Raw genomic sequence first — 26,737 nt, 5'->3', positions numbered from 1 at the left:
GATACAAATATTGCAATTAAAAGCATTAGACAGGTGGTAGAGGTCTTGGTATTATATAATCTTTAGGTTCTAAATTTGGAAGGGTGGCCGAGCGGCTGAAGGCGGCGGTTTGCTAAACCGTTATACGACCCAAAAGTCGTATCGAGGGTTCGAATCCCTCTCCTTCCGTATACTGTTTTTAGCACGGTTTAAATTCGCTATATTAGCCTGTTTACCTGATCTTATTGTAATGTTTTTTTTATTTCCATCTTTAACTATTAAAAAGTTGGCTAGCATTGACTCAGTATTTATTATAGAATTGGTCATTAACTAAACAACTTTGCTTGTATGTATAGAATACTAATTTTACTGTTAATAGTGTTGCCACTTAGGTTGCTTGCAACCGAGATTGAAATTGTTGCAGATGTAAATGGTGAACCAATTTCAAATTTAGATATCGAAAAACGCATCAACTTTATAAATTCATTGTTTGGCACTCAAAGTGTTAATCAAAAAGAAGCAAAGCCTCAAATTCTTAGGGAGCTAATAGACGAAATTATCATTATCAATGAAGCACAGAGGCTGAATATAAAATTGAGCAACGAGGAGTTAGATAATGCTATTATGTTATTTTTAACCCAAAGTTTTAAACTTAAGGCTAATGAAGTTGATCAATACATAGAGAAGCATAATATAGATCTTGGTATTTTAAGAAAACAAATAAAATGTCAGTTACTGTGGAGCAAAATTATTGAAGTAAGAATTGTGCCATTTATTAATATAAGCGATAAAGAAGTAGATGATGTAAAAAGGCAAACAGAAAAGCCGGATTATCTTATCACGTTCCAAGAGTTTATAATTCCTGATCAAAAAGACAAGGACGTTTATGGTATAGCTGAAGATTTAGTAAAAAAATTACGCAACAGTAATAACCCAGAATCTCCAATAAAGATGCGTAAAGCAACAGTTAATTTAAGTCAGCTAAAAGGAAAACTCAAGAGCGTTTTAGAAGGATTAGAAACCAGCGACATAGCAGGTCCATTCAGTTTCAGTGAAGGTTACTCCGTTATAAAAGTAATAGATAAAGTACAACTTAATCATGCACTGCTGGAAAGCACTTTAAAATTAAAACAGATTGTGGTTGAAGGTTCAGAAAGTTTATTAGATAATCTCAAGGAGCAAAAAGTTAATTGTTTAAATTTTGATAAATTAGCAGATAATTTTAAGCTGCCAAACGCAAAAGAATTTGAAATAAAAATGCGAGATTTAAATCCTGATTTACAGATTTTATTTAGTAAAACAAGTGTGAATGAAATAGTAGAATTGAGAGAAAATGGCACTGCAAAGTTGATGATGTTGTGTGATATCAAGAGTAATGTAGCGGGTATAGAAGCAATCAAACAGAAAATGTACCAACAAAAGATTATGATACAAAGCAACTTGTTATTAGATGATATGCGTAAAAATGCAGCTATCAGTTATCGGTATAGTTGAAGTCAGAGAGTGTCCTTGTCTCTGTCTTTGTGTATAGAACTATATAAATTACTTTGTTCTATAAAATTTCAAAAAATTTGAACAAATGTAGTTAAAATAGCACATGAAGAATATAATGCTAATTGGTGGTGGAGTTGGAAATGCAGTGTTATTTTCGATAGGGAAGGCATGTCTTGAAAATAATAACAAGGTTTTGTACTTCGCTGGCTATAAGAAGTTAAGTGATGTATTTAAACGAGCACTGATAGAGCGTGCATCAAATGCAGTAGTTTGGGCATGTGAAGAAGGATTGATAGAAACAAGCAGAGATCAAGATAAATCCTTTCATGGTAATATAGTTGATGCAATAGTCTCTTATCAACAAGGAAGATTAGGTATTAATTTGAACGTTATAGATAAAATTATCACTATTGGTTCTGATAAAATGATGAAAGCTGTGAATGAAGCTAGAAAAACAATTTTAAAGCCATATCTGAAGTCAAGTCATATAGCAATATCGTCAGTTAATTCTCCTATGCAGTGTATGATGAAAGAAATCTGCGCTCAGTGTGTGCAGCAGCATATAAATGCGAAAACAGGAGAAAGGAGTTTTGTTTATAGCTGCAGTAATCAAGACCAGGATATGGAATTTATTGACTTTGATTTTTTAAGTGAGCGCTTGAAGCAAAATAGTTTACAAGAAAAACTTACTGCGAAATGGATAGATCATGTTCAAAGATATTAAACAGCACAAAAAGGAAATAAGAGAGCAATATAGAGCTATAAGAAAAGATATTGATGAAAGTTATTCCAGTTATGCGGCAAATTCCCTTATTAATCTCTTTAATCAGAACTTAAGCTACGTTAAAGGCAAAACAATAGCAGCTTACATTCCAATGGATGAGGAAATAGATGTTGTGCCTTTGATGCATAGTTTACTCGATTTAGATTATAAAGTAGCAATTCCTAATAAAAATAAGTTACTAAAATTTGAGGAATGGAACGAAACAAATGAAGATGTAATTCCCGACACAATCATTACTCCTGTTATTGCTTTTGATGATCATTTTAATAGATTGGGTTTTGGCGGTGGTTGGTATGATACAATGATAGAAAAACTGCGGCCGCTTGGAAAAATATTTATAGGTGTAGCCTATGAGAAACAATATTGTAAAGATTTACCTGTAGAAAAACATGATCAAAAATTGGATATTATAATCACTGAGATGTGTGTTAGATGTGGAAGTGGATTGCTCAAAAAAGTGGATAAAAAGGAGTAGCGTAACCCCACTTTCTGATAGTAATTTTTGCGTAAAAAAATGCATCAACTCGGTCCTGTGATTCCTCCTTCACTAACTCGTGCAGCACTTGAAATACCTAAGTGAGAATTTGGCTTCATTTCCTGAGCTTTCTCATTAACTTTTTGTTCTACCTCTTTTATGTCACTACCAATTGCCATAATTGCAGGTTGAAATTCGCTCATAAAATCTACAAGTTTCTCCATGTCTTCCTCATGAGTACTATAGTACTTCCCAAAGTAAATGATAAAGGTATAATAAGCTATTTGAGTTATAATGGCGTATAGTGTGGATTTAAGGGAAAGGGCAGTATCGATGATAGAAAAAGGGAAGTCAAAGGTTGAGGTGGCAGAGCTTTTGGAGATAGGAATAGCAACTCTGTACCGCTGGTTAAGAAAGAAAGCCGCTGGTGAAAGCCTAAGGCCATCGAAAAACGGCAGCTTTATTCGAAAAATAGACCCAAAAATACTCGAAGAATATGTTAAAAAGAATCCAGATCATACGCTGGCAGAGATGAAACAAAATCTTGGATTTGGAATAAATTCAATTTGGTATAGGCTGAAACAGCTAAGAATTACTTTAAAAAAAAGTTACACTATATCAAGAGCGCAATCAAGAAGATAGGCAGCGATTTACCGATAAAATCTCAAAAATAGACCATTCCAGCATCTTATATATAGATGAAGCAGGAGTTGATAATAGGTTATACCGAGAGTATGGACGTGCTCCAATAGGAAAGAAAATTTATGCAGATATTCCAGGAAGAAAACGAGAGAGAATCAGTATAATAGGCGGGTGGATTGGAAAGAGATTTATTGCACCAATGACTTTCAAAGGTGGGTGTGACAAAGAGGTATTCAATACATGGTTAGAGAAGATGTTATTACCTAAATTGCCACATGGTACTACAATAGTTATGGACAATGCCACATTCCATAAAACTCCCAAAACAAAGGAGTTAATAGATAATGCTAGATGCCGTTTGCTCTATCTACCAACATATTCACCAGATTTGAACCCTATAGAGCATTGTTGGAATACCATCAAAAGCCGCCTCAGACCTTTAATGCATAAATATACAGACTTACAACTTTTGGTTGGTAATACCATAATGGAAATTTATCATTCATTTTAGAAAATACTATAGATGCCGTTTGCTCTATCTACCAACATATTCACCAGATTTGAACCCTATAGAGCATTGTTGGAATACCATCAAAAGCCGCCTCAGACCTTTAATGCATAAATATACAGACTTACAACTTTTGGTTGGTAATACCATAATGGAAATTTATCATTCATTTTAGAAAATACTATATGAGGTTGTCCGGAAACTAGTAAATTCAAGCATATTCCCTCTTTAACATAACCCTACTCATAGCTAGGTATATGAAATTCTCAGTGGATGTTGTGAGTAAATCATACTCCTTCGATAGCCTTCTATTCCTATTAACCCAAGCAAAAGTCCTTTCTACAACCCATCTTCTTGGCTGTACTTTAAACCCTTGTTCTCTTGTTGGTAGTAGCTCAGGTGGCGTATCTTTGTGCACCCAAAATCTACATGGAGGCCTTTTAACAATTTCAATATCTATGTCATATTCTTCCTTTATGTGATTCTTTAAATTTCTTCCTTGGTATCCCATGTCAGCCCACATTTTTTTAACTTTAGTATATTTTGTTCTCATATTGTTTAATGCTATTTTAATACCATCTCTATCATTTTCGTTAGCAGCGCCTACGTAACAACCTAGTATAAAACCCTGAGTGTCTGTAATTATATGCCTTTTTCTACCCTTTACTTTTTTACTTCCATCATAGCCTTTGATCCCCCCTTTTCTGTAGTCTTTACAGATTGACTATCTACTATACAGGCACTCGGCTGCTCATTCCTTCCTATTTTTCTTCTACTATATTTTGTAATTTCATAATTCATTTTCTCAAAAATTCCCTGCTTCTTCCATTGCCTGAACTGCTCATACACAGTCTTCCATAGCGGAAAATCATTTGGTAAATACCGCCATTGACACCCTGTACGCAATACATAGAAAATTGCTTCTAATATTTCTCTTTTGCTATACTTTGGCGGCCTTCCTCCTTTCTTGTATGATACTCTGAAGTGTTTTTCTATTCTTGCCCATTCCCTTTCGCTTAGATCTGTTGGATACTTTTTTCTCATCTTTACCCCGTACTAAAATTTCAGATATTATAGCCTTTTACTTATTTCCGGACAACCTCTAGATGGTACAATATCAACCACAGGATCAGATGCAAATGAAGAATTTATCAATCTTTTAAGCGAAAATCTCAGAGAGAGGTTATTGGGGTCAGGAGTTGCTCTAGAAGATGAAGATGTTGATGATGTTGTTGAAGTCAGAGTATCTACCGTTATAGATCTATTGAGTGATTATGCTAAATTGGAAGATAATAAAGAACACAGAGAGTTATTAATAAGTAAAGTAGCAGATAATTTAGGACTTTCCACTCAAGATAAAACAGCACCAGAAGTATTGATGGAATTAGGCTCTTTACCTTCTTTGACAAAAGGTCAGGTTAATCATAATCAAGTGCAGTCTGTTGTAAATACTTTTATTAAGTTAATTATTGAAGGGAAAAGCGAAGTATACAAAAAAGGAGGTGCGATTAATGCAATTGATGCAATTCATAAGGAGATAGATAAGGCAATTGTTGAGCAAGAAAAAAAAGCAACCAACAAAAAAGATATAGAAAATGATAAATGGACAGATAGAATCAAAAAACAGAATTATTCTGCGGAATCACATGAACATTTACCTTAAAGATATTAGTAGGCTCTTTAAATATTTTAGAGTTCATGGTTACAACGGTTGCTATTTTACAGTGCATCTCACAACACTTTCTTCAAAAATATACATGTTAACATACCCTGGACGTACAAGATCACACTTATACCCAAGCTTTTCATAAAATACTTTCGCTTTTTGAAAATTCATGGTTGCAACGGTTGCTATTTTACAGTGCATCTCACGACCATAATCATGAACTTCTTCCATTAGCTGCTTTCCCATACCTTTTCTTCTATAATCAGAGTGCACCCAAAGCAAGTCAGTGTAAATTGAACCATAGATAACAAAACCGCTACAACCTACAATAATTTGTTCAGTATCATCGCGAATAAAAAAAGCAAATGGGTTACACGTACCTTTATCAACGGTTTCTTCATTAATCTTTTTGAGTAGGAATTCAATGTCTTTGCTACTTGGTGATGTGGTGTGTTCTATTTTCATCTCTCGGCCTAATACCGCATACTGATTTCTCTCTTTATCTTATATAAATTAATTAAGTAAAGTGAATACAGTATCCACACTACTAAAAAAAATGTGGCACAAAACATAAACATTGCAACCAGTGGCAACAGCAGGGAACTTTCTATTGCTATTCCACCTTTTCTCAAAATGCTTGCTGGCTGATGGAGAGTGGACCATAAATTCACGGAAAATTTTACTATAGGAATATTTATAGCACTAAAGATGGCAAATACTGCTGCTGATTTTTCTGCCCTCGCTTCATTATCAAAAGCGCTCCACAATGAAAGGTAGCCAACATATAGGAAAAATAAAATCAGCATTGAAGTAAGCCTTGCATCCCATACCCACCAAGTGCCCCAGGTTCCTTTTCCCCAGATGCTGCCTGTGATTAAGCATATTGCCGAAAAGACTGTCCCTGCAGGAGCAGCAGCATGTGCCAAGACACTAGCAATGCTATTGTTCCATACCAATGAAATGAAACCAAGTGATGCAATTAATCCATATATTCCAAGAGCAAGCCATGCAGAAGGCACATGAATGTACATGATTCGTACAATTTCTCCTTGTTTATAATCTTCTGGAGAGAAGAATAACGCCAAAGACATTCCAATTAAAAAACATGCGAAACAAATAACCCCAAGCCAAGGTAGAGCTTTCTTAGAAAAATAAGAGAAATTTGTAGGCTTTAATAAAAACATTCGTTTTGAGAATAATTGTGTTAAGAATTTACCAATTAGTTTGAGTTTTATCAACAGGATAGTTTTTCTATATTTACGTAGGTCAACAAATTAGCATAATTTCAGTAGCAGATTGCTAGCTATTATTTTTAGTATATGACCCTTAAAAAGCTTAATCTACACTTAGTATCAGATTCAAGTGGTGAAACTGTTATATCAGTTGCAAAATCAGCTCTGAAACACTTTCGTTCTGTAGAAACGATCGAATATGTTTGGTCTTTTGTAAAAGGAGAAGAGCAGATTGACAAAATTCTGGAGGAAATTAATAGGAAAAGTGATGAGCATAATTTTGTTATATGCACTATTACTGATGATGAGCTAAGAAAATATCTAAAAGATAACTGTATAAAGTTGAAAATTCCCTATAGAGCAATATTATCACATATTATTAGAGAAATTTCGTCTTATCTTGAAATTGAAAAAGACGAAAAGCTTGACTTGCATACTGAGATAAATAACGAATATTTTCAGCGCATTGAGGCAATAAACTACACTATTAATCATGATGATGGACAAAATATTCAAGATATTGATAAAGCAGATATAATTTTGGTTGGAGTTTCACGTACATCAAAATCTCCCACCAGTACGTATTTAGCTTACCGAGGCTATAAAGTTGCAAATATTCCTTTTGTTAGTGGAGTACCCTTTTATGTTGACTTGGCAAAATTAAAAAATAAACTAACGATAGGGGTAACAATAGACGTAAGTAGGCTAATAGAAATACGCAAAAATAGACTTACTTCAATTAACAACGAAGATAATAATATATATGCTAACCCTGAGAAAGTAGAAAAGGAAATTAAAGAAGCAGAGGAGCTCTTTAAACAGAATAACTGGCCAATTATCGATGTCACGCAAAAGTCGATCGAAGAAGTATCAGCAACAATTATACAATATTTTAATAAAATGTTATCAATTGACTAACTCTTGATAAGTGATTATAATGTAAAGTAATTTAATTCTTACTATAGATATGAAAGTCAAAGGGTCGCTAAAATCTCATCGTAACAGAGATAAAAATTGTAAAGTTGTGAAAAGGGGTGGTAAGATTTACATTATAAATAAGGTAAAGCCAAGGTGTAAAGCGCGTCAAGGTTCTTAGCTTTTTGTTCACCTTTTCATGTTATATATTTTTTATATGTGAAAGTACGGTGCTTATATCTAAAAAGAAGCAAAAGTTACTGTGTTTAAGCGCAGCCTTACTCATTTCTTCCCTTACATTATATTTCAGCATTAGCACAATTACAGGTAAACGTGGCTTATTGACGTTAATCGATTTAAAAAAAGAAATCGAGTACAATAAACTTTTGCTAAAGGATGTCTCTTCTGAAAAGGAAAAGTTGGACAACAAAGTATTTGGCTTATATGAAAAAAGCTTAGATTTAGATCTGCTTGATGAGCAAGCAAAAAATGCTTTAGGTTATGTGAACCCTAATGAACTTATGGTTGTTCTTGACGTGGAATAGCAGTAGTGACCTTACCCAGAAAAAGTGGAGAGAAAGAAAAGAGTTTTTTTGGGTAAAATAAAATTTTGGAGGATTAGAAATGGTAAGAGAATATACAGCAGAATTCAAATTGGAAGCTGTTAAACTGGCAAATGAACAAAGAAAGGTAGGTCAACCAGTTGCAAAAGTAGCAAGAGATCTAGGAATAAGGGATAGTGTATTAGGAAAATGGATAAAGAAACACAACGAAAAAAAGTCGGCAGCAGATGCATTTCCAGGTAGAGGTAACATGGCTCCTTACGACAAAGAGAGGTTTGATTTACAAAGCAAGAGTAACAAGGGAAAGAGACATTTAAAAAAAAGCCCTGGCCAGTCAAAAAGAGTAAAATATTTTTTTATATAGTAACTGCTATAAAGTACAGGAATTATGTAGGATTTTCTGCTAGTGGCTACTATAAGTGGACCACAAGAAAAATAAGCAGTAGAGAATCAGCAAATAAAGAGCTACTCGAAGCTATTCAAAAAATATATCAAGTTTCTAAATGTAGATATGGAGCTCCTAAAATTCATGCTGAATTGAAGGCTTTGGGTAAAAGTTGCAATTTGAAAACGGTGCAAAGTATTATGCAGAAAAATGACATCAGGGCTATACTGAGAAGAAAGTTTAAAATTAAAAAACAACAAACAGATAATAGAGCTGTAGCTCCCAATATACTAGATCAAAACTTTATTGTTGATCAACCAAATAAAGTATGGGATTACTTACATCAAAACCAAGGAGGGATGGCTATATTTGGCAGCAATAATTCTCACGTATGGTATAGTACTTCCCAAAGTAAATGATAAAGGTATAATAAGCTATTTGAGTTATAATGGCGTATAGTGTGGATTTAAGGGAAAGGGCAGTATCGATGATAGAAAAAGGGAAGTCAAAGGTTGAGGTGGCAGAGCTTTTGGAGATAGGAATAGCAACTCTGTACCGCTGGTTAAGAAAGAAAGCCGCTGGTGAAAGCCTAAGGCCATCGAAAAACGGCAGCTTTATTCGAAAAATAGACCCAAAAATACTCGAAGAATATGTTAAAAAGAATCCAGATCATACGCTGGCAGAGATGAAACAAAATCTTGGATTTGGAATAAATTCAATTTGGTATAGGCTGAAACAGCTAAGAATTACTTTAAAAAAAAGTTACACTATATCAAGAGCGCAATCAAGAAGATAGGCAGCGATTTACCGATAAAATCTCAAAAATAGACCATTCCAGCATCTTATATATAGATGAAGCAGGAGTTGATAATAGGTTATACCGAGAGTATGGACGTGCTCCAATAGGAAAGAAAATTTATGCAGATATTCCAGGAAGAAAACGAGAGAGAATCAGTATAATAGGCGGGTGGATTGGAAAGAGATTTATTGCACCAATGACTTTCAAAGGTGGGTGTGACAAAGAGGTATTCAATACATGGTTAGAGAAGATGTTATTACCTAAATTGCCACATGGTACTACAATAGTTATGGACAATGCCACATTCCATAAAACTCCCAAAACAAAGGAGTTAATAGATAATGCTAGATGCCGTTTGCTCTATCTACCAACATATTCACCAGATTTGAACCCTATAGAGCATTGTTGGAATACCATCAAAAGCCGCCTCAGACCTTTAATGCATAAATATACAGACTTACAACTTTTGGTTGGTAATACCATAATGGAAATTTATCATTCATTTTAGAAAATACTATATGAGGTTGTCCGGAAACTAGTAAATTCAAGCATATTCCCTCTTTAACATAACCCTACTCATAGCTAGGTATATGAAATTCTCAGTGGATGTTGTGAGTAAATCATACTCCTTCGATAGCCTTCTATTCCTATTAACCCAAGCAAAAGTCCTTTCTACAACCCATCTTCTTGGCTGTACTTTAAACCCTTGTTCTCTTGTTGGTAGTAGCTCAGGTGGCGTATCTTTGTGCACCCAAAATCTACATGGAGGCCTTTTAACAATTTCAATATCTATGTCATATTCTTCCTTTATGTGATTCTTTAAATTTCTTCCTTGGTATCCCATGTCAGCCCACATTTTTTTAACTTTAGTATATTTTGTTCTCATATTGTTTAGAGGTTGTCCGGAAATAAGTAAAAGGCTATAATATCTGAAATTTTAGTACGGGGTAAAGATGAGAAAAAAGTATCCAACAGATCTAAGCGAAAGGGAATGGGCAAGAATAGAAAAACACTTCAGAGTATCATACAAGAAAGGAGGAAGGCCGCCAAAGTATAGCAAAAGAGAAATATTAGAAGCAATTTTCTATGTATTGCGTACAGGGTGTCAATGGCGGTATTTACCAAATGATTTTCCGCTATGGAAGACTGTGTATGAGCAGTTCAGGCAATGGAAGAAGCAGGGAATTTTTGAGAAAATGAATTATGAAATTACAAAATATAGTAGAAGAAAAATAGGAAGGAATGAGCAGCCGAGTGCCTGTATAGTAGATAGTCAATCTGTAAAGACTACAGAAAAGGGAGGATCAAAGGCTATGATGGAAGTAAAAAAGTAAAGGGTAGAAAAAGGCATATAATTACAGACACTCAGGGTTTTATACTAGGTTGTTACGTAGGCGCTGCTAACGAAAATGATAGAGATGGTATTAAAATAGCATTAAACAATATGAGAACAAAATATACTAAAGTTAAAAAAATGTGGGCTGACATGGGATACCAAGGAAGAAATTTAAAGAATCACATAAAGGAAGAATATGACATAGATATTGAAATTGTTAAAAGGCCTCCATGTAGATTTTGGGTGCACAAAGATACGCCACCTGAGCTACTACCAACAAGAGAACAAGGGTTTAAAGTACAGCCAAGAAGATGGGTTGTAGAAAGGACTTTTGCTTGGGTTAATAGGAATAGAAGGCTATCGAAGGAGTATGATTTACTCACAACATCCACTGAGAATTTCATATACCTAGCTATGAGTAGGGTTATGTTAAAGAGGGAATATGCTTGAATTTACTAGTTTCCGGACAACCTCTTATAGCCTTTTACTTATTTCCGGACAACCTCTTAACATAGATCCCGCTAACAAGCAGCGGGATGACGGTTGTCGTTTAGCCATAAACATTAAGAAATTTACCAAATGAAAAAAAAGGCAAAAGAAGCCCTGGGGTTATTATCTGCTTTAAAATATTGGCGTTTTTTATGTTTTAAACGTTTGACAAGCGAAATTCAGCTGCTTTTAATTGCAACTAACTTACGCTGCAAACGTTTAAGAAATTTACTAAGCAGAAAAAAAGACAAAGAATCCCCGAGTTAGCTAGTCTTTTACTATCTCTGTCGAGTATTGGCATTTTTTGATGTCTTGTAACGCTTTATAAGCGCGTTCAGCTTATTTAGATAAAAATCTAGATGTAGATGAAGTTTTGTAAAGACATACAGTATCTATATACTGCAAAAAATTGAACATAAGACGCCGATACATTAAGTAATCCTTACCTTTTAATCTGCAGATTGGCGAAAGCAAATACAATAGCTTCAGTTTCATGATAAGGGCGCTGGCGGAGTTTGTCAAGCAAGTTTTTAGCCCTGTCTCCTTGCTATAATGTTCATATCGATAGAAAAGCAAAAGAATAGAATGAAATATCAAGTGATATCCTCTATAATTAAATTTTTTGAATGAAGAGATGACGGTTCGCGTAGGAATTAATGGTCTGGGTAGAATAGGCAGAGGCGTATTGCGTGCTATTTTCGAAATAGAAGAATATAGCAAACAAATAGAAGTTGTAGCTGTCAATGGATCGCTCGGTGCTGAGCAGCATGCACATTTGATTAAATATGATTCTGTTCATGGCAAATTCAGTGGTGATATTGATTTTAATGAGTCTCAAAATTGGATTTCTATAAATGGCAAAAAGTTTTCTTTATATAGAGAACGGAATCCTGAAAATATTCCTTGGAATGTTGATGTAATACTTGAATGTACTGGTGCATTCAATAAACGTGAAGAAGCAATAAGGCACAATGCAGAGAAAGTAATTGTCTCTGCTCCAGTTCCGGATGCTGATGTCACTATAGTTTATGGTGTGAATGACGATATGCTCGAAAAAGAGCATAAAGTGATATCAGCAGGTTCTTGCACTACAAATTGCCTTGCTCCGATTGTGAAAGTCCTACACTCCAGTTTAGGTATAAAAAGCGGTTTTATGACTACTATACATGCCTACACGAATGATCAAAATGTTCTTGATGGTAATCATAAAGATTTGCGTAGAGCAAGGGCTTGCGGATTATCTATGGTGCCAACTACAACCGGGGCAGCAAAAACAATCGGTTCTGTAATTCCTGAATTAAAGGGAAAGCTAGATGGCACTGCCGTCAGAGTTCCGGTTAGCAATGTTTCTATGGTTGATTTTACATTTACGACTGATAAGAAAGCGACCGTTAAAGAAATCAATGAAATGTTTAAGGATGCAGCTCTCTCCTCTACGTCATTCCAGCGCGTGACGCTGGAATCTAATCCAGTGTCAGCTACTCGGATGACATCAGAGGGTACTAGGATGACAGAGGGTTATCCAATGTCAAATGTACTTTCTATATGCGAGGAACCTTTAGTCTCAATAGATTTTGTGCATAACCCTTATAGTGCAATTGTGGATTTAACTGGTACATATGTTACAGGTGATATATGCAGGGTTGCAGCGTGGTATGACAATGAGTGGGCTTTTTCGCTGAGAATGTTAGACATAGCATTATTGAGCTATAGTAAAGTATGAACTGGAACTCAAACAAATACGCCTCATTTTATGAGCACTTTGCGGAACTCAGAAAAAGAGTTATCTTTTGCTTTCTATTTTTTTGCGTTGCTTTTGGTTTTTGTTATTACTTTAAGGAAAATATATACCGTTTTTTACTCGCACCTTTAATAGAAGCAACAAAAGGTAGCGAAGGTTTTTCTTTAATTTACACAGACTTAACAGAGGCATTTTTTGTGTATCTCCAAGTTGCAATAATGAGCGCACTTTTGTTTTCTTTTCCTGTGTTTGCATGGCAATTTTATATGTTCTTAGCACCTGGGTTATATAAAAGTGAAAGGGCAGTGTTGTTGCCATACTTGATTGCAACACCGGTTTTATTTGTAACGGGAGCTACTGTAGTCTATTACTATATATTTCCTTTAGCCTGGAAGTTTTTCATCACTTTTGAACATAGTGGGAAATCTTTCGGTATACCAATAGAGTTTATGCCATCAGTTAGCGAATATTTAGACCTCGTTCTCCAATTTATGTTTGCTTTTGGCACTGCATTTCAAATTCCAGTAATACTCACATTAATGGTGAGAGTAGGGTTACTCACTACACAAAGTTTGTCAAATAAACGCAGAATCGCGATAGTGGTAATTTTTATTATCGCTGCAATCTTAACTCCACCTGATGTATTAAGCCAAGTAGGGCTTGCAATACCTATGCTGATTCTATATGAATTGTCCATTCTGATATGTAGGTATATTGAAAAAAAGAAGACAAAGATTTAAACAAAGGAATCCCTCTTATCTCCTTTATATCACATTTTTAACTTACAACATTCTTATTCAGGACTTAAATATGGAAATGTTTCATAAATTGATTGTAATACTTTGTTAAGTTCAGCCTTACTTTTGATGATCAATAATACTGTATCATCACCTGCTATAGTTCCTATAATTCCTATGTTGTTGCTACTATTTAGCACATACTTCTTATCTAAAAAGTAAGCTAGACTGCTAGCTTGTCCTGGTTGGGTATGTAGTACTATTAAACCAAAATCCGAAATTTGCATATTAAGTATCAATGGTAATTGATACTGGTTGATATCGATTACTTTATATACACCAGCAACTTTGGCAATTTTAAGTTTTTTTAATTTCCTTGATAAAGTAGCCTGAGGAATGTTGTGCCCTCTTTCTTTAAGCAAGGTCTGTAAATCGCTCTGCTCTAAAATTTCATGATTTTGAATAATATTTAAAATATGTTCACCTAGTGTGTTGTCATGCATTATGCATTTTCCTCATATTGAATATGTAATAAGTATATTTGAAATTATATTCATTATTTCTTGACTATTCAATTTTTAATGTCTATATTCATAAGATGAATAAAATATGAATATAAATTAGTAATATGAAAAAATATATTTTAAATGCTATTATAGTGATAAGTATTCTATTAACAGGATGCAAGGAAGATAAACACGATAATATCATTAGATTTGCAATTTCTGCAGATTATCCACCTTTTGAATATTATGAAAATGGTAAATTTACTGGCTTTGACATTGAGCTTGCTCAATTAGTAGCAAAAGAGTTAGGTAAAGAAGCAATGTTTAAAGATATGCAGTTTAGTGCTATATTTGCAGCATTACAAAGTAATTCTGTAGATGCTGCTATATCTACTATTGGTAGTACAGAAGAGCGTGAAAAAAATTTTGATTTTTCAAATAGTTATTATACAGGGGAATTTGGTATTCTATATCACAAAAATAAACCCATAGCCGGTATAAACAATTTAACTCACAAGAAGATAGCCGTTCAACTAGGAACTGTCATGGAAATTTGGCTAAAAGAGCATGTTCCTACAACAGCTCAAATTATTGCTATAGACAATAATAATCAAGCTGTAGAAGCATTGAAGTCTGGTCATGTTGATGGCGTCCTAATTGATGAATTCCAAGGTAAAGTATTTAGCAAAAAAAATCCTGGTCTATCATGGTCAGCCATCGCTAAGTCAGATAATGGTTATTCTATTGCTGTGAATAAAGGATCTGATTTAAAGGATAAAATAAACGAGGCGTTAAAAAGTTTAGAAAGTAAAGGTGTAATACAAAAGATAGCAGAAAAATGGCTAGGAGATAACTGATGCAAGAATTAATTTCTAATTTCTTGTTTGTTGGAACAGGCCTTGCCTTGACTTTAAAATTATTGATTGGAGGACTGCTTTTAGGTATGAGTCTAGGAGGGTTATTTTCAGTACTCAGATATAATAAGATCTGTATTCCATTAATTAATGGAATTATATCTGTAATACGTGGCACCCCCCTTATATTACAGTTAAGTGTTGTTTATTTTATGACTCCAACCATTGCAGGAATTAAATTAAACATATTTAGTGCTGGCATTATAGCATTTGGTCTAAATAGCTGTGCTTATATTGCTGAGATTTTACGAGCTGGTATTGAAACTATATCAAAAAACCAGTTTGAAGCAGCTAAAACTTTACAAATACCTAGTTTCTATATGTGGAGAGATATTATATTACCACAAGTTATTAAAAATATTCTTCCTGCAATGATAAATGAGATCATTGCACTCCTTAAAGAAACGGCATTAATCTCTACTATTGGTGGTGTTGATATTATGCGCTCTGCGCAAATGCTTGCAGCAGAACAATTTACTTATTTTATACCACTTTGTCTTGCTGGGGCTTATTATTACGCTCTTGTATTACTAATTGAATATATAGGCAAAAAGATTGAACAGAAAGGTATATATGATAAAAATGCATAATGTTTGTAAATTATTTAATAATGTTCCAGTACTTAATAATATTAACCTGATTATAGAACAATCTATAGTTGGTCTTGCTGGTCCTTCTGGTAGTGGTAAATCAACATTGTTACGTTGTATACAAAAACTCGAAGTTTTAGATTCTGGTAGCATTGAATGCAATGATAGTACTGGTTTTGTATTTCAGGATTTTCAACTTTTCCCACATATGACTGTCTGGGAAAATCTTACATATGCTCCCAAACTTAAAAACAAAACTCAGGATCAAAGTGATTCACTACTTGAGTCTTTGGGTATTGCCTCTAAAAAAAATGATTACCCTAGTAATCTATCCGGTGGGCAAAAACAGCGGGTTGCGCTTGCCAGAAGCTTAATGATGAATCCAAGGATTCTATTATGCGATGAGCCAACGTCTGGTTTAGATGTAGCAACAATAGTCGACGTTGTGGAACTATTACAATCAGTTAGAGATATGGGTATTACTATGATTATCGCTTCTCACAATTTGGATTTTTTAACAAAAATATCAGATCGGATTATTCTGTTAAAAAACGGAAAAATAATTGTAGATATCAATCCTAAAGAAATTGATGAACCAACAAACTATTTAAAAAATAATTATTAAAAGAGAATCACTCATATCATACTGAGAGCTATAACAGATTTTAGCATCGAAAATTACATAATATACATTATGGAAAACAAAATTACATAATGTAAGAAGCAATGCTAAAAATAAAATCACATAATATAGCAAACTATAGCTAACCCAAGAAAGGTTTTCCTACGTCATACCGCCGCGATATCTCAGCATAGATTCCGCTAACAAGTAGCGGAATGACGAATTTTTGTTTTTCAAACTGTCGGTAAATCTAAGTCAGTTTAGCTATATGTGTCAAGCACTGGGATGACACCCTCCTGATGGGCCAAAATCACAATGTTCGTACAGTTATGGAATGAATCGCGGTATGACGTGTTGCTTTGATCAGCTATAAAGATGATGCTGCGGAAGTTTTTAGTACTTGCTCGCAACTTTCAACAATTTAATAGCACTGGTGTTTACAACCTCTCCGCCGACACGCTTAGTGACAAAAAACCTCACATAAGGTTTATTCGTATAAGGGTCTCTTAATATTCTCATTCCTCTGTTATCTACAATCTTATAAGCTTGTTTAAAATCTGCCATCGCAATTACTGGTAGCTGATTGTTTGGCACTGGTGGCATATCGGCAGACTGGTATACTGGCACTCCCATTAAGGTATCTGGAGCTTCAAGCGACAAACTTGGTTGCCAAAGATATTGACCTGTTTGAGATTTTAGCAGCCTAATGTCCTTCAACGTACTCCTGTTCATCAAAAATGATGCATTTTTGGAATAATATTCATCCAGAGAGTAATACAACATCATTATTGAATCACTATCTAATTTTTCAGTTTTAACTTGCTCTATTTTATTATAACTGTTTCCATTTTCATAAGCTAAAATTCCTTTTGGTTGAAAAGTGCCCTCACCCTTAATGAAGGCTTCGCTTTCTTCCTTACTAAAAGTCTCGGCAATCTTTTCCACCAGCCAACTCTCAACATCGACAAACGCATCATCGAGTAACTTTTGTGATATTTGTGGTTGAGCATATAACTCGTAAGTTGTGACGGAAATCTTTTGGATTTTGGGCGTGTCCGTATCTTTTGCAAAATCATACTTAGACTTATTGCCACCATCCTCATCATCTACTGTTTCACTGCTCCAACCTGCACCGGCGCGGTCAAAATCTTCTATAATGTAATCCAATGTTTCAGTAGAGATTCTTTGACTGGAGCATATTTGTCGCATTGGGGACGAATCAGTTACGCGCTTGTTTATGCGTTTTACAATATGCGGAGTAACTAGATACCCCCCGATATCACTGTTATCTCCACTGAGGGTTTTGTGTGATAAACCGCTTTCCATTCCCTTGCGGATATAATCAGAAAAATATTTATCGCTTGTGCTAAAATCTGTATTTACTTCTGGACGTTGAGCTGCAGTTTCGATCAAGTCTAAACGCTCTTTGCAACTATAGTATTTTCTAAAATGAATGATAAATTTCCATTATGGTATTACCAACCAAAAGTTGTAAGTCTGTATATTTATGCATTAAAGGTCTGAGGCGGCTTTTGATGGTATTCCAACAATGCTCTATAGGGTTCAAATCTGGTGAATATGTTGGTAGATAGAGCAAACGGCATCTAGCATTATCTATTAACTCCTTTGTTTTGGGAGTTTTATGGAATGTGGCATTGTCCATAACTATTGTAGTACCATGTGGCAATTTAGGTAATAACATCTTCTCTAACCATGTATTGAATACCTCTTTGTCACACCCACCTTTGAAAGTCATTGGTGCAATAAATCTCTTTCCAATCCACCCGCCTATTATACTGATTCTCTCTCGTTTTCTTCCTGGAATATCTGCATAAATTTTCTTTCCTATTGGAGCACGTCCATACTCTCGGTATAACCTATTATCAACTCCTGCTTCATCTATATATAAGATGCTGGAATGGTCTATTTTTGAGATTTTATCGGTAAATCGCTGCCTATCTTCTTGATTGCGCTCTTGATATAGTGTAACTTTTTTTTAAAGTAATTCTTAGCTGTTTCAGCCTATACCAAATTGAATTTATTCCAAATCCAAGATTTTGTTTCATCTCTGCCAGCGTATGATCTGGATTCTTTTTAACATATTCTTCGAGTATTTTTGGGTCTATTTTTCGAATAAAGCTGCCGTTTTTCGATGGCCTTAGGCTTTCACCAGCGGCTTTCTTTCTTAACCAGCGGTACAGAGTTGCTATTCCTATCTCCAAAAGCTCTGCCACCTCAACCTTTGACTTCCCTTTTTCTATCATCGATACTGCCCTTTCCCTTAAATCCACACTATACGCCATTATAACTCAAATAGCTTATTATACCTTTATCATTTACTTTGGGAAGTACTATATCAATGGCATTATTTACCTTGCATAGCTGCTCAATTGTTGCAGAATCAGCACGCCCTTTGCTTTCAATTTCTTTTAGTTTGCGATCATTTATTAATTTAAATTGCTCCCATGATGAAGCGAGTTCATTGATACGGTGAGCGATATCGGTGAGTGACATAATAGCCTCCTTTGAAAATGAAATGAAAATGGAAATAAGGTAATAGGAATGGTACTCATAGATGTTTCCCTACATCTGTACGAACATTGCAGGTGGCAGATGCAAGTAGCTGCACTGGAATCCCAAAAAAAGGATGATGTCATCCCAGTGCTCCCTTTCTTGTCATCCCAGTCTGGGATCCAGATTGGGCACTAAGTTGGTAAACACGAAAGCGCTTTACAACGTTTTTGATGGAATTGTGCGAAAGCCAGTGTCAAGCACTGGAATGACATCATCTGTTGTCTTCAAAAATAAATGTTCGTACAGTTATGTGCCCAGGCACTGGCATGATATCATTTGTTTATCTGTTGAAAATGTAAACCGAAAAATAGCGTGGCACAAAGTGCCACGCTTAGTACTGTAAGCTTAATCCAGTAATTAAATTAAGCGAGGTAAAATAAAAGATAACAACACTATATAATGTTCGTTCTTTTATGTCAAGCACTTTTTTGAATTTTTTTGGTGATAATTTTTATCCAGTTATTTTATTATTGTAGTATAATTTCAATGCCAGATACTATCATTATGATCACTATCTAAATTTAAATCGTAATTATCATCAAATTTATATATCCCCTCCATCTCTTCTCTATGCAATTCATGTGAATCACCTAAAGCTTTTTGATTAGAAACGTCAACACAATACTGTAACAGTGCTCTTAATGCTCCAGCACTATCTTGATCTAAATTAAAATTGCTAAAATCAAATTTCTGCATATTCTCCACATGTCCTTCTCTACATAACCTACATATCTTAGCAAAAGCCCTTTCACTTTCTCGACTCCAAGCATTAAGAAAGTAAGGATCTACTACTTTGCTAAATTGTTTCTCTATCTCTTCAAGAGAGCTCTCTGGATTAAGTTCTAATATTACTTTGAAAATCCCACTGCCATGGAATCTATAAAATTTACTAGATAAGCTATCTTTTACAAAATTAACTGCATCATCTATTGTAACACCAGAGCGAGATTCAAATATCATCTCAAATGCTCCATAACAACTATCAATACCAAAATTAATTATTTTTTCCATAAAATCAATTACCTCTTCTAAGGAAATTTGTGGCTTATTCCTCAAGATAACTTCTAAACTCTTGACAAAATTATGCCCATGCTGACCCATAGCATGGGTTTTCCCATTTATTGTATAATGATATAGCTTCTTATTTTCTATTATATGCTTATTGCACTGGTAGATATGTAGCTTATTCAATTTGCCAGAATATTCCTCTATTTCCTTATCTGGTAATTTTGAGCGGAATTCCTTGATTACTTCGCGTATTATTCTATTGATATTACTCATGCTTATTCCTAATTAATATGTTAGTATTTTTATAAATTAAGTTATTATATTAAAATTCTTTCATGGATTTCAATATTAGCTCCGCACTACTTGTAGTTTTTGTAATGGGTCTGCCAATGACGATATAATCAGCTCCTGAATTTATTGCTTCTTTTGGTGTTGCTGTTCTTTTTTGGTCGTCATGACCTGGATCTATACGAATTCCTGGATTAATAATTTTAAAGTCTTCACCGCACTCTCGGCGCACTTCTTGAGCTTCTAGTGCAGAACAGACTATTCCATGGAGTCCAATCTTTTTTGCAAGCTTTGCAAGCAAAATTACCTGTGATTTTGCCTCTCTTGCTACTCCAAGCTCGTTTAAATCCTCATTGCTCATACTAGTTAGCACTGTCACTCCAATCAGCTTTATTTTTGTGCCTTGCACTACACTTAGCGCTTCTTCAAGCATTTTTGTTCCACCGCTGATGTGCAGAGTTAACATTTCAATGTTCAGAACTTTTATTACTTCAACTGTTTTGGCTACAGTGTTTGGAATGTCATGCAATTTCAGATCTAAAAAAATTGGTACATTGCATTTTGCAACTTCTTGCACTCCAGAAAGACCTTGAGCAGCAAAAAATTCTAATCCCAGCTTTACCATGCCAACTTTACCACGCAGAGCATTAGCTAGAGAAATAGCCTTATTTAAGTCTTGTGTATCCAGTGCGCATATTATTGGGTTCATTATCTTGCATGATTTATCTTATAATAAGACTCATTGTTGTGTTTTGCAAATACTTTCACTCTGATTACGTTCATAAGATTCTGTCAATAGTGAATTTGGCAATTTGATCGGAGTGGATGAGCGACTTGCATATCCAAGATCCTCCAGTAAACAATCAAACGTTTCCTCTGATGGTGATTCACATCTAGAATCTTCACCTAGCGTGAATTGCATAATTTCCTTCAATATAAACTTTATTTTTTGAGTCTCCTGTAATATTATTTTTCTACTACGATCTCCGATCGCTTCATTATTGTTTACCAATTTTTCTACCTTGTCTACCACAGATTCTAACATTTCCGGTAAATAACCCTTTTTCTCTTCTGCATTTCTCAACAAATCTTCTTCAAGTTGTTCTATTTGACTGTCTCGCTCTAAAAGTAAATTTTTTAAACCTTTTACCTCATTGTTACAATCTTTTCTTATTCCGTCTAACTCAAAAGACTGATTTTCAATTAAACCATTTGCTTCATCTAACTCGTCAAATTTCTTTTCCAATTTTTTAGATAAATTTTCCTTTTCTTTATTGATTTTTCTGATTTCACATTTTAGGTCATCTAATTTTGTATGCAACTTTTTTTCTTCCTCATATAATATATCTCTTTCTTTATAAAATATGTCTTCTTTCTTACGTAATATATCTCTTTCTTTATAAAATTTGTCTTCTTTCTCGTATAACTCCCTTATTTCTTTACGTAATTTTTCTACTTCCTCATTCAATTTTTTATTTTCTAATTCTTTGCATTGATTATTGTCTATTTTCCCTTTCAATTCTGTTATACGTTCTTCTTTTTCTTGTAACTGTTCACGTAAACACGAGATTTTAAGATGTAATTCTTCTTCTCGTGCAACAAGCTTATCTATTTCCTCTTTTGTTTTGTCCAATTCATTGTCTATTTCAAACGTACGATTCTTTGCTGTTTCTAATTTTTTCTCTAAAGATTTTTTTTCTTCAAGAAGAGATTCTCTCTCAACTTCTGACTCATTTACTTTCTGATCCAATCTTTTTGCTCTCTTGTCTAAATTTTGCTTCTCTCTAGTTAATTCATGTAATTGATTCTTCACTTCTTTGTTTGCAGCTTCTTCAGCTTCTTTTTCCAGAGTTATTTTATTTTCTAACTCTTGCTCTTTCTGAGCGAATTTATTTCTCTCAACCTCTATTTTTTTATTATTACTAATTATTTTATACGAAAGTGCAAGCACCAAAATAGATAATGTAGCTAAAGCAAGAATTAGAGGAAGAGGCACATTAGAAATTACAATAAGCGCTAAAGATGTAAGTAACGTAAGAGTAGCTAAGGAACTATAGTACTTCCCAAAGTAAATGATAAAGGTATAATAAGCTATTTGAGTTATAATGGCGTATAGTGTGGATTTAAGGGAAAGGGCAGTATCGATGATAGAAAAAGGGAAGTCAAAGGTTGAGGTGGCAGAGCTTTTGGAGATAGGAATAGCAACTCTGTACCGCTGGTTAAGAAAGAAAGCCGCTGGTGAAAGCCTAAGGCCATCGAAAAACGGCAGCTTTATTCGAAAAATAGACCCAAAAATACTCGAAGAATATGTTAAAAAGAATCCAGATCATACGCTGGCAGAGATGAAACAAAATCTTGGATTTGGAATAAATTCAATTTGGTATAGGCTGAAACAGCTAAGAATTACTTTAAAAAAAAGTTACACTATATCAAGAGCGCAATCAAGAAGATAGGCAGCGATTTACCGATAAAATCTCAAAAATAGACCATTCCAGCATCTTATATATAGATGAAGCAGGAGTTGATAATAGGTTATACCGAGAGTATGGACGTGCTCCAATAGGAAAGAAAATTTATGCAGATATTCCAGGAAGAAAACGAGAGAGAATCAGTATAATAGGCGGGTGGATTGGAAAGAGATTTATTGCACCAATGACTTTCAAAGGTGGGTGTGACAAAGAGGTATTCAATACATGGTTAGAGAAGATGTTATTACCTAAATTGCCACATGGTACTACAATAGTTATGGACAATGCCACATTCCATAAAACTCCCAAAACAAAGGAGTTAATAGATAATGCTAGATGCCGTTTGCTCTATCTACCAACATATTCACCAGATTTGAACCCTATAGAGCATTGTTGGAATACCATCAAAAGCCGCCTCAGACCTTTAATGCATAAATATACAGACTTACAACTTTTGGTTGGTAATACCATAATGGAAATTTATCATTCATTTTAGAAAATACTATAGCTACAAAATAAAATGCATTAGCCTCACTAAGCAAATTGCTCATTACTCCCCTCCCACCACGGACAAAACTCCAGCAGTCTTGTATATATTTATTAAAATTCTCTTATCTGTGGAGGAATTATAGTGCTGCACCTACAACAAACTTTCCTTTTTCAGTCTACTAGCTAAAAATGGCTAAGGTTTTATGTATCCAGTGTACAACTGTACTCAAAATGTCTAGTGGCTATTGATCGGGGTAGAACATCCACTGGTATATCCAGGATCTTCCACAAATGAAGGAACAGACGTTTCGCCTGGCAAATATTGTGCAGCTTCTTCTACTAACACAGACTTTGTTGCTTGAATCACTTGTAATATTACTTTTTTATCATCATCTCTGATCACTTCATTTTCCCTTACTAATTTTTCTACCTCATCTGTTACATATTCTATCATCCGTTGCAAAAAAAGCACTTCTTCTTTTTTCTTTTCCAATAAAGCTTTTTGAAGTTGTTCTATTTGAGAGGATTGCTTCAAAAGTGAACTGTTTAATTCTTTCACCTTATTATCGCGATCATCATTCACTGTTGTTAATGTGTTATCAGATTCTTTCTCTTCTTTTTGTAAAGATAATGACTCCTTTTCCAGCTCCTTAATTTTAGATAAGTACTCTTTCTCCTTTGTACACAATTTATCAACTTTACTTTCAAGATCAGTGCGCTTTTGACGTTCATCACTAACTTTACCTTCTAATTCTTTCTTTTCCTTTTCCGACTGGCATAACTTCTTCTCTAATTCTTCTATGTCGCTTTCTGAGCTCTCATGTTGTTCTTCCGATTCTAAAGTTTTTAATTGTTTTACTTCTTCTACTTCTACTTTTTTTCTTAACATAGTTAATTGAGTACGCAGAGAAGAAGCTTCCCTACTTTTATGTTCTAATTCCAAGTTTAATTCATCTTCATATTCCAATCTTAAGCGTAACTCATCTTCATATTCTGACTTTAAACATAACTTATTCTTTTCACTTTCTAATTTGCATTGACACAATTCCTCCATTAAAGAATCCACTCTTTCATTCAATCTTGTATTTTCATCACGTAACTCTTGGTGTTCAAGAGAAAGCATCTCCTCCTTATGTTCTAACTGACCTTTTACTTTTGCTTCCAATTCTACATTATTACTAATTATTTTACATGAAAGTGCAAGCACCAAAATAGATAATGTAGCTAAAGCAAGAATTAGAGGAAGAGGCACATTAGAAGTTACAATAAGCGCTAAAGATGTAAGTAACGTAAGAGTAGCTAAGGAACTAGCTACAAAATAAAATGCATTAGCCTCACTAAGCAAATTGCTCATTACTCCCCTCCCCCCCACGTTCAGCAGTCTTGTATATATTTATTAAAATTCTCTTATCTGTGGAGGAATTATAGTGCTGCACCTACAACAAACTTCCCATCTTCAGTCTGCTAGCTAAAAAATGACTTAGACCTTGTGTATCGAGTGTACCATTGTACTTATAATGTCTAGTTAGCTATTGATCAGGGTAGAACATATACTGGTATATCCAGAATCACATAAAGCGTCATTCAGCTTATGTGATGGTCTGGATGTGTATTGCTGTGATTCTCCTATAGAATTTTCAATTTTCCTGTTAGTCTGCTTATTCGACACCTTTTTAATATTATGAGTCCTCTTAAAACTTCGACAAATAGCCGCAGTCTTAGTCTTGTCACGTACTTTACTTGCACAACCTTCTATTTCCTTTAATAAACTAATCAGATTTGCTGGTGAAAAATCCTCACTAGTATTGTTTAAAATTGTATGAGCGATACTTTGCAAATTTTCCTTCTGACAATACTCGTTGATTATTTTTTTACGCGTATCTGTACCTAATGTAGGAATCTCAATGTGATTGCATAAACGACCTCCCCTAACAAGTGCCTTATCTAAAATACCTATATGATTAGTTGCAGCAATCACCGTCACACCTTTTACATGGTCAGAGCCATCAATTTTAGTTAAGAAATGTTTTAAATATCGTATATTATCATCAGAACTATACGCTTTGCCAAAGCCTTCAATTTCATCTATAAAAACTATACAAGGAGCGTTTTCTTCTGCTTTTTTAAAAAGATCATTTATATTTTTTATATTAAACAAACTAGAACCAGAAACACTTATAAATGCAGATGTATCTTTAGTTTCACTCGCAATTGCCTTAGCAATCATAGTCTTACCAGTTCCTGGTAGACCATGCAAAATGTATCCTTCTCCTTTTTTTAGAGCCGCATCTGATTCTTTTTGTGATTCATAAATCTCTTTCAGCTTTTGTTTCTTACCATTTGGAAGTATAACATCATCAAATGTTGTCTTATATCTTTTTTTACCTTTTTCATAAAACTTCATCTGCAGCTCTTCTTTTACTTCAACTTCCTTTATGAGACTACTAAGCCTTTCTTCCACTGCATCTTCTATTAACTTTTTCACTTCATCTTTTGCAGCACCATTAAGCCCTGCCATTAGCTCTTTCTTTAGCTTTTCCACTGCATCTTCTATTAACTTTTTCACTTCATCTTTTGTTGCAGCATTACCAATCTTTACCTCTAGCTCTTCCACTGCATCTTCTATTAACTTTTTCACTTCATCTTTTGCAGCACCATTAAGCCCTGCCTCTAGCTCTTCTTTTGTTGCAGCACTAGCAAACTCTCCTCTTAGCTGTTCAACTTCATCTTTTGTTGCAGCATTAGCAAACTCTCCTCTTAGCTGTTTAACTTCATCTTTTGTTGCAGTACCATTAAGCCCTGCCTTTAGCTCTTCTTTTGTTGCAGCGCTTGTCCCTAGCTCTTTCACTTCATTGTTAAGCTTATTTAGCTCCTCTTTTGTTGCAACACTAGCAATCTTTACCTTTAGCTCTTCCACTTCATCTTTTGTTGCAGCACCATTAGCTTGCCTTGAAATTTCATCTAATTTTGTTTCGAGATCACTAACTTTCTCATTTAGCCCTTCTTTTGTTGCAGCGCTTGTCCCTAGCTCTTTCACTTCATTACTAAGCTTATTTATCTCTTCTTGTGTTGCAGCACTAGCAATCTTTGCCTTTAGCTCTTCCACTTCATCTTTTGTTGCAGCACCATTAGCTTGCCTTGAAATTTCATCTAATTTTGTTTCGAGATCACTAACTTTCTTATTTAGCCCTTTGATTTGAGGTTCTAAGCTTTGTATTGTATTTTCTTGCTCTGCAGCTAATTCAGTTTTTTCATTAAGCTCCGCTCCTTGAGCAGCTAATTTTTTATTTCGACTAATCATCTTGCATGAAAGTGCGAGTATCAAAGTAGATAGTATAGATAAACTCAAGGCAACAGGAAGAGCTACATTAAAGGCTGCAATTGGAGATAAGAATGCAACATAAAGAGCAACAGCAAGTGTCCCAGACGCAAGCAATACCAAAGTAGCAAGAGCACCAGCTATAAGATATGGTGCATTGGTTTTACTATACAAATCCCTCATTATTCCCTCATACTAATAATGATTACAATAG

At 34.5% G+C, this 26,737-nt stretch carries 34 protein-coding genes, 1 tRNA gene and 5 pseudogenes; 25 read left to right on the top strand and 15 right to left on the bottom strand.

Features of this window, described 5'->3' with window-relative positions:
* Window positions 1-77 precede the first annotated feature (77 nt).
* From AAGD62_RS04080 to AAGD62_RS04065, 4 genes are all read left to right on the top strand, one after another.
* Window positions 78-168: transfer RNA gene (locus AAGD62_RS04080), tRNA-Ser, on the top strand.
* A 159-nt stretch (window positions 169-327) separates the two neighbouring features.
* Window positions 328-1,473 carry a SurA N-terminal domain-containing protein gene (locus AAGD62_RS04075; protein WP_155968436.1) on the top strand — a complete coding sequence of 382 codons (1,146 nt, stop codon included), beginning with the start codon at window positions 328-330 and terminating at the stop codon, window positions 1,471-1,473.
* A 103-nt stretch (window positions 1,474-1,576) separates the two neighbouring features.
* A complete protein-coding gene (locus AAGD62_RS04070) occupies window positions 1,577-2,197 on the top strand; it encodes an oxidoreductase (protein WP_155968434.1) in 621 nt (206 codons plus the stop codon).
* Window positions 2,181-2,732, top strand: coding sequence for a 5-formyltetrahydrofolate cyclo-ligase (locus AAGD62_RS04065; RefSeq protein ID WP_155968432.1), 552 nt, complete (start codon window positions 2,181-2,183; stop codon window positions 2,730-2,732). The genes AAGD62_RS04070 and AAGD62_RS04065 overlap by 17 nt, the downstream gene beginning before the upstream one ends.
* A gap of 44 nt (window positions 2,733-2,776) precedes the next feature.
* Here the strand turns inward: AAGD62_RS04065 and AAGD62_RS04060 are convergent, their stop codons facing one another.
* The gene (locus tag AAGD62_RS04060) at window positions 2,777-2,956 is read right to left on the bottom strand and encodes a hypothetical protein (protein ID WP_231115869.1); all 180 of its coding nucleotides are present in this window, start codon (window positions 2,954-2,956) and stop codon (window positions 2,777-2,779) included.
* Window positions 2,957-3,026: 70 nt separating this feature from the next.
* Here AAGD62_RS04060 and AAGD62_RS04055 point away from each other — a divergent pair, with 70 nt between their 5' ends.
* From AAGD62_RS04055 to AAGD62_RS04045, 3 genes are read left to right on the top strand one after another with little or no spacing between them, the layout of a single operon-like run.
* Window positions 3,027-3,374, top strand: a complete 348-nt coding sequence (locus AAGD62_RS04055; RefSeq protein WP_155968342.1) for an IS630 transposase-related protein — start codon at window positions 3,027-3,029, stop codon at window positions 3,372-3,374.
* 19 nt (window positions 3,375-3,393) lie between these two features.
* Window positions 3,394-3,885 (top strand): IS630 family transposase, encoded by a 492-nt coding sequence (locus tag AAGD62_RS04050; protein WP_155968340.1) that lies wholly within the window; start codon window positions 3,394-3,396, stop codon window positions 3,883-3,885.
* 19 nt (window positions 3,886-3,904) lie between these two features.
* Window positions 3,905-4,057 carry a transposase gene (locus AAGD62_RS04045; protein WP_341812687.1) on the top strand — a complete coding sequence of 51 codons (153 nt, stop codon included), beginning with the start codon at window positions 3,905-3,907 and terminating at the stop codon, window positions 4,055-4,057.
* 36 nt (window positions 4,058-4,093) lie between these two features.
* Here AAGD62_RS04045 and AAGD62_RS04040 read toward each other — a convergent pair.
* A pseudogene (locus AAGD62_RS04040) lies at window positions 4,094-4,926 on the bottom strand (IS5 family transposase).
* A 58-nt stretch (window positions 4,927-4,984) separates the two neighbouring features.
* On the opposite strand from AAGD62_RS04040, the pseudogene AAGD62_RS04035 reads away from it, so the two are divergent.
* Window positions 4,985-5,545 (top strand): annotated as a pseudogene (locus tag AAGD62_RS04035) (hypothetical protein); the annotation flags it as partial.
* Window positions 5,546-5,596: 51 nt separating this feature from the next.
* On the opposite strand, the gene AAGD62_RS04030 reads toward AAGD62_RS04035, so the two are convergent.
* Window positions 5,597-6,013, bottom strand: a complete 417-nt coding sequence (locus AAGD62_RS04030) for a GNAT family N-acetyltransferase (RefSeq protein ID WP_083250453.1) — start codon at window positions 6,011-6,013, stop codon at window positions 5,597-5,599.
* Between the two features lie 8 nt (window positions 6,014-6,021).
* Window positions 6,022-6,732, bottom strand: coding sequence for a heme ABC transporter permease CcmC (ccmC, locus tag AAGD62_RS04025; protein ID WP_010962525.1), 711 nt, complete (start codon window positions 6,730-6,732; stop codon window positions 6,022-6,024).
* A gap of 135 nt (window positions 6,733-6,867) precedes the next feature.
* On the opposite strand from ccmC, the gene AAGD62_RS04020 reads away from it, so the two are divergent.
* From AAGD62_RS04020 to AAGD62_RS03990, 7 genes are all read left to right on the top strand, one after another.
* Window positions 6,868-7,698, top strand: coding sequence for a pyruvate, water dikinase regulatory protein (locus tag AAGD62_RS04020; protein WP_006280267.1), 831 nt, complete (start codon window positions 6,868-6,870; stop codon window positions 7,696-7,698).
* Window positions 7,699-7,747: 49 nt separating this feature from the next.
* Complete coding sequence (gene ykgO, locus AAGD62_RS04015; protein WP_006279631.1) at window positions 7,748-7,876, top strand: type B 50S ribosomal protein L36; 129 nt, start codon at window positions 7,748-7,750, stop codon at window positions 7,874-7,876.
* Window positions 7,877-7,925: 49 nt separating this feature from the next.
* Window positions 7,926-8,240: an FtsB family cell division protein gene (locus tag AAGD62_RS04010; protein WP_010962526.1), complete on the top strand. Its 315-nt coding sequence runs from the start codon at window positions 7,926-7,928 to the stop codon at window positions 8,238-8,240.
* 79 nt (window positions 8,241-8,319) lie between these two features.
* A complete protein-coding gene (locus tag AAGD62_RS04005) occupies window positions 8,320-8,622 on the top strand; it encodes a transposase (RefSeq protein WP_213863658.1) in 303 nt (100 codons plus the stop codon).
* Window positions 8,607-9,062 (top strand): IS3 family transposase, encoded by a 456-nt coding sequence (locus AAGD62_RS04000; RefSeq protein WP_320157090.1) that lies wholly within the window; start codon window positions 8,607-8,609, stop codon window positions 9,060-9,062. Before AAGD62_RS04005 ends, AAGD62_RS04000 begins: the two co-directional genes overlap by 16 nt.
* 29 nt (window positions 9,063-9,091) lie before the next feature.
* Window positions 9,092-9,439, top strand: a complete 348-nt coding sequence (locus AAGD62_RS03995) for an IS630 transposase-related protein (protein WP_155968342.1) — start codon at window positions 9,092-9,094, stop codon at window positions 9,437-9,439.
* Between the two features lie 19 nt (window positions 9,440-9,458).
* On the top strand, window positions 9,459-9,950 hold the full coding sequence (locus AAGD62_RS03990; RefSeq protein WP_155968340.1) for an IS630 family transposase: 492 nt from the start codon (window positions 9,459-9,461) through the stop codon (window positions 9,948-9,950).
* Window positions 9,951-9,986: 36 nt separating this feature from the next.
* Here the strand turns inward: AAGD62_RS03990 and AAGD62_RS03985 are convergent.
* Window positions 9,987-10,337 (bottom strand): annotated as a pseudogene (locus tag AAGD62_RS03985) (IS5-like element ISWpi1 family transposase); the annotation flags it as partial.
* Window positions 10,338-10,395: 58 nt separating this feature from the next.
* Between AAGD62_RS03985 and AAGD62_RS03980 the strand changes: the two are divergent.
* The 5 genes from AAGD62_RS03980 to tatC all read left to right on the top strand — a co-directional run bounded on the left by AAGD62_RS03980 (window position 10,396) and on the right by tatC (window position 13,748).
* Window positions 10,396-11,228 (top strand): IS5-like element ISWpi1 family transposase gene (locus AAGD62_RS03980; protein ID WP_094189578.1). Its coding sequence is split into 2 segments (ribosomal slippage): window positions 10,396-10,765 and window positions 10,765-11,228, totalling 834 coding nucleotides; the frame shifts between segments, so codons are not numbered across the junction.
* Window positions 11,221-11,361: a hypothetical protein gene (locus AAGD62_RS03975; protein ID WP_341812686.1), complete on the top strand. Its 141-nt coding sequence runs from the start codon at window positions 11,221-11,223 to the stop codon at window positions 11,359-11,361. The genes AAGD62_RS03980 and AAGD62_RS03975 overlap by 8 nt, the downstream gene beginning before the upstream one ends.
* Entirely contained in the window at window positions 11,358-11,534 is a 177-nt protein-coding gene (locus AAGD62_RS03970) for a hypothetical protein (RefSeq protein WP_155968420.1), read from the top strand. The genes AAGD62_RS03975 and AAGD62_RS03970 overlap by 4 nt, the downstream gene beginning before the upstream one ends.
* 367 nt (window positions 11,535-11,901) lie before the next feature.
* Window positions 11,902-12,990: a type I glyceraldehyde-3-phosphate dehydrogenase gene (locus tag AAGD62_RS03965; RefSeq protein WP_155969543.1), complete on the top strand. Its 1,089-nt coding sequence runs from the start codon at window positions 11,902-11,904 to the stop codon at window positions 12,988-12,990.
* Window positions 12,987-13,748 (top strand): twin-arginine translocase subunit TatC, encoded by a 762-nt coding sequence (tatC, locus tag AAGD62_RS03960; protein ID WP_012673114.1) that lies wholly within the window; start codon window positions 12,987-12,989, stop codon window positions 13,746-13,748. The genes AAGD62_RS03965 and tatC overlap by 4 nt, the downstream gene beginning before the upstream one ends.
* A 53-nt stretch (window positions 13,749-13,801) precedes the next feature.
* On the opposite strand, the gene AAGD62_RS03955 is transcribed toward tatC, so the two are convergent.
* Window positions 13,802-14,248, bottom strand: a complete 447-nt coding sequence (locus tag AAGD62_RS03955; protein ID WP_155968422.1) for an arginine repressor — start codon at window positions 14,246-14,248, stop codon at window positions 13,802-13,804.
* Between the two features lie 125 nt (window positions 14,249-14,373).
* On the opposite strand from AAGD62_RS03955, the gene AAGD62_RS03950 reads away from it, so the two are divergent.
* The 3 genes from AAGD62_RS03950 to AAGD62_RS03940 are packed head-to-tail and all read left to right on the top strand — an operon-like array spanning window position 14,374 to window position 16,380.
* Entirely contained in the window at window positions 14,374-15,108 is a 735-nt protein-coding gene (locus AAGD62_RS03950; RefSeq protein WP_155968424.1) for a substrate-binding periplasmic protein, read from the top strand.
* Window positions 15,108-15,755 carry an amino acid ABC transporter permease gene (locus AAGD62_RS03945; protein WP_155968426.1) on the top strand — a complete coding sequence of 216 codons (648 nt, stop codon included), beginning with the start codon at window positions 15,108-15,110 and terminating at the stop codon, window positions 15,753-15,755. The genes AAGD62_RS03950 and AAGD62_RS03945 overlap by 1 nt, the downstream gene beginning before the upstream one ends.
* Window positions 15,739-16,380, top strand: coding sequence for an amino acid ABC transporter ATP-binding protein (locus tag AAGD62_RS03940; RefSeq protein WP_065094901.1), 642 nt, complete (start codon window positions 15,739-15,741; stop codon window positions 16,378-16,380). The genes AAGD62_RS03945 and AAGD62_RS03940 overlap by 17 nt, the downstream gene beginning before the upstream one ends.
* Before the next feature lie 390 nt (window positions 16,381-16,770).
* Here AAGD62_RS03940 and AAGD62_RS03935 read toward each other — a convergent pair.
* The 7 genes and pseudogenes from AAGD62_RS03935 to AAGD62_RS03905 all read right to left on the bottom strand — a co-directional run.
* A pseudogene (locus tag AAGD62_RS03935) lies at window positions 16,771-17,811 on the bottom strand (phage major capsid protein); the annotation flags it as partial.
* A gap of 10 nt (window positions 17,812-17,821) precedes the next feature.
* Complete coding sequence (locus tag AAGD62_RS03930; protein WP_231115908.1) at window positions 17,822-18,304, bottom strand: IS630 family transposase; 483 nt, start codon at window positions 18,302-18,304, stop codon at window positions 17,822-17,824.
* A gap of 28 nt (window positions 18,305-18,332) precedes the next feature.
* Window positions 18,333-18,680, bottom strand: coding sequence for an IS630 transposase-related protein (locus AAGD62_RS03925; RefSeq protein ID WP_155968342.1), 348 nt, complete (start codon window positions 18,678-18,680; stop codon window positions 18,333-18,335).
* Window positions 18,681-18,732: 52 nt separating this feature from the next.
* Window positions 18,733-18,891, bottom strand: a pseudogene (locus AAGD62_RS03920) (phage major capsid protein); the annotation flags it as partial.
* A 543-nt stretch (window positions 18,892-19,434) separates the two neighbouring features.
* On the bottom strand, window positions 19,435-20,232 hold the full coding sequence (locus AAGD62_RS03915; RefSeq protein WP_155968486.1) for a hypothetical protein: 798 nt from the start codon (window positions 20,230-20,232) through the stop codon (window positions 19,435-19,437).
* Window positions 20,233-20,281: 49 nt separating this feature from the next.
* Window positions 20,282-20,956 (bottom strand): orotidine-5'-phosphate decarboxylase, encoded by a 675-nt coding sequence (gene pyrF / locus AAGD62_RS03910; RefSeq protein WP_155968488.1) that lies wholly within the window; start codon window positions 20,954-20,956, stop codon window positions 20,282-20,284.
* A gap of 30 nt (window positions 20,957-20,986) precedes the next feature.
* The gene (locus AAGD62_RS03905) at window positions 20,987-22,243 is read right to left on the bottom strand and encodes a hypothetical protein (RefSeq protein ID WP_341812685.1); all 1,257 of its coding nucleotides are present in this window, start codon (window positions 22,241-22,243) and stop codon (window positions 20,987-20,989) included.
* A gap of 109 nt (window positions 22,244-22,352) precedes the next feature.
* Here AAGD62_RS03905 and AAGD62_RS03900 point away from each other — a divergent pair, with 109 nt between their 5' ends.
* Together AAGD62_RS03900 and AAGD62_RS03895 are read left to right on the top strand one after the other, a co-directional pair.
* Window positions 22,353-22,700 carry an IS630 transposase-related protein gene (locus AAGD62_RS03900; protein WP_155968342.1) on the top strand — a complete coding sequence of 116 codons (348 nt, stop codon included), beginning with the start codon at window positions 22,353-22,355 and terminating at the stop codon, window positions 22,698-22,700.
* 19 nt (window positions 22,701-22,719) lie between these two features.
* Window positions 22,720-23,211 (top strand): IS630 family transposase, encoded by a 492-nt coding sequence (locus AAGD62_RS03895; protein ID WP_155968340.1) that lies wholly within the window; start codon window positions 22,720-22,722, stop codon window positions 23,209-23,211.
* 228 nt (window positions 23,212-23,439) lie between these two features.
* Here the strand turns inward: AAGD62_RS03895 and AAGD62_RS03890 are convergent, their stop codons facing one another.
* Complete coding sequence (locus tag AAGD62_RS03890) at window positions 23,440-24,558, bottom strand: hypothetical protein (protein ID WP_341812684.1); 1,119 nt, start codon at window positions 24,556-24,558, stop codon at window positions 23,440-23,442.
* Between the two features lie 171 nt (window positions 24,559-24,729).
* Window positions 24,730-26,706: an AAA family ATPase gene (locus AAGD62_RS03885; RefSeq protein ID WP_341812683.1), complete on the bottom strand. Its 1,977-nt coding sequence runs from the start codon at window positions 26,704-26,706 to the stop codon at window positions 24,730-24,732.
* Window positions 26,707-26,737: the final 31 nt, after the last annotated feature.

The sequence above is a fragment of the Wolbachia endosymbiont (group A) of Eristalinus aeneus genome, assembly GCF_964026915.1.
Classification (GTDB): domain Bacteria; phylum Pseudomonadota; class Alphaproteobacteria; order Rickettsiales; family Anaplasmataceae; genus Wolbachia; species Wolbachia pipientis.
Note: the sequence above shows the minus strand (reverse complement) of the source record. Positions and strands in the feature narration are given on the sequence as shown.

What these genes read in the sequence shown, in the direction of transcription:
- AAGD62_RS04075 (WP_155968436.1), top strand. Translation starts at nt 328, where the DNA reads ATGTATAGAATACTAATTTTACTGTTAATAGTGTTGCCACTTAGGTTG.
- AAGD62_RS04070 (WP_155968434.1), top strand. Translation starts at nt 1,577, where the DNA reads ATGAAGAATATAATGCTAATTGGTGGTGGAGTTGGAAATGCAGTGTTA.
- AAGD62_RS04065 (WP_155968432.1), top strand. Translation starts at nt 2,181, where the DNA reads ATGTTCAAAGATATTAAACAGCACAAAAAGGAAATAAGAGAGCAATAT.
- AAGD62_RS04060 (WP_231115869.1), bottom strand. Translation starts at nt 2,956, where the DNA reads ATGGAGAAACTTGTAGATTTTATGAGCGAATTTCAACCTGCAATTATG.
- AAGD62_RS04055 (WP_155968342.1), top strand. Translation starts at nt 3,027, where the DNA reads ATGGCGTATAGTGTGGATTTAAGGGAAAGGGCAGTATCGATGATAGAA.
- AAGD62_RS04030 (WP_083250453.1), bottom strand. Translation starts at nt 6,013, where the DNA reads ATGAAAATAGAACACACCACATCACCAAGTAGCAAAGACATTGAATTC.
- ccmC (WP_010962525.1), bottom strand. Translation starts at nt 6,732, where the DNA reads ATGTTTTTATTAAAGCCTACAAATTTCTCTTATTTTTCTAAGAAAGCT.
- AAGD62_RS04020 (WP_006280267.1), top strand. Translation starts at nt 6,868, where the DNA reads ATGACCCTTAAAAAGCTTAATCTACACTTAGTATCAGATTCAAGTGGT.
- ykgO (WP_006279631.1), top strand. Translation starts at nt 7,748, where the DNA reads ATGAAAGTCAAAGGGTCGCTAAAATCTCATCGTAACAGAGATAAAAAT.
- AAGD62_RS04005 (WP_213863658.1), top strand. Translation starts at nt 8,320, where the DNA reads ATGGTAAGAGAATATACAGCAGAATTCAAATTGGAAGCTGTTAAACTG.
- AAGD62_RS03995 (WP_155968342.1), top strand. Translation starts at nt 9,092, where the DNA reads ATGGCGTATAGTGTGGATTTAAGGGAAAGGGCAGTATCGATGATAGAA.
- AAGD62_RS03975 (WP_341812686.1), top strand. Translation starts at nt 11,221, where the DNA reads ATGCTTGAATTTACTAGTTTCCGGACAACCTCTTATAGCCTTTTACTT.
- AAGD62_RS03970 (WP_155968420.1), top strand. Translation starts at nt 11,358, where the DNA reads ATGAAAAAAAAGGCAAAAGAAGCCCTGGGGTTATTATCTGCTTTAAAA.
- AAGD62_RS03965 (WP_155969543.1), top strand. Translation starts at nt 11,902, where the DNA reads ATGACGGTTCGCGTAGGAATTAATGGTCTGGGTAGAATAGGCAGAGGC.
- tatC (WP_012673114.1), top strand. Translation starts at nt 12,987, where the DNA reads ATGAACTGGAACTCAAACAAATACGCCTCATTTTATGAGCACTTTGCG.
- AAGD62_RS03955 (WP_155968422.1), bottom strand. Translation starts at nt 14,248, where the DNA reads ATGCATGACAACACACTAGGTGAACATATTTTAAATATTATTCAAAAT.
- AAGD62_RS03950 (WP_155968424.1), top strand. Translation starts at nt 14,374, where the DNA reads ATGAAAAAATATATTTTAAATGCTATTATAGTGATAAGTATTCTATTA.
- AAGD62_RS03945 (WP_155968426.1), top strand. Translation starts at nt 15,108, where the DNA reads ATGCAAGAATTAATTTCTAATTTCTTGTTTGTTGGAACAGGCCTTGCC.
- AAGD62_RS03940 (WP_065094901.1), top strand. Translation starts at nt 15,739, where the DNA reads ATGATAAAAATGCATAATGTTTGTAAATTATTTAATAATGTTCCAGTA.
- AAGD62_RS03925 (WP_155968342.1), bottom strand. Translation starts at nt 18,680, where the DNA reads ATGGCGTATAGTGTGGATTTAAGGGAAAGGGCAGTATCGATGATAGAA.
- AAGD62_RS03915 (WP_155968486.1), bottom strand. Translation starts at nt 20,232, where the DNA reads ATGAGTAATATCAATAGAATAATACGCGAAGTAATCAAGGAATTCCGC.
- pyrF (WP_155968488.1), bottom strand. Translation starts at nt 20,956, where the DNA reads ATGAACCCAATAATATGCGCACTGGATACACAAGACTTAAATAAGGCT.
- AAGD62_RS03900 (WP_155968342.1), top strand. Translation starts at nt 22,353, where the DNA reads ATGGCGTATAGTGTGGATTTAAGGGAAAGGGCAGTATCGATGATAGAA.
- AAGD62_RS03890 (WP_341812684.1), bottom strand. Translation starts at nt 24,558, where the DNA reads ATGAGCAATTTGCTTAGTGAGGCTAATGCATTTTATTTTGTAGCTAGT.
- AAGD62_RS03885 (WP_341812683.1), bottom strand. Translation starts at nt 26,706, where the DNA reads ATGAGGGATTTGTATAGTAAAACCAATGCACCATATCTTATAGCTGGT.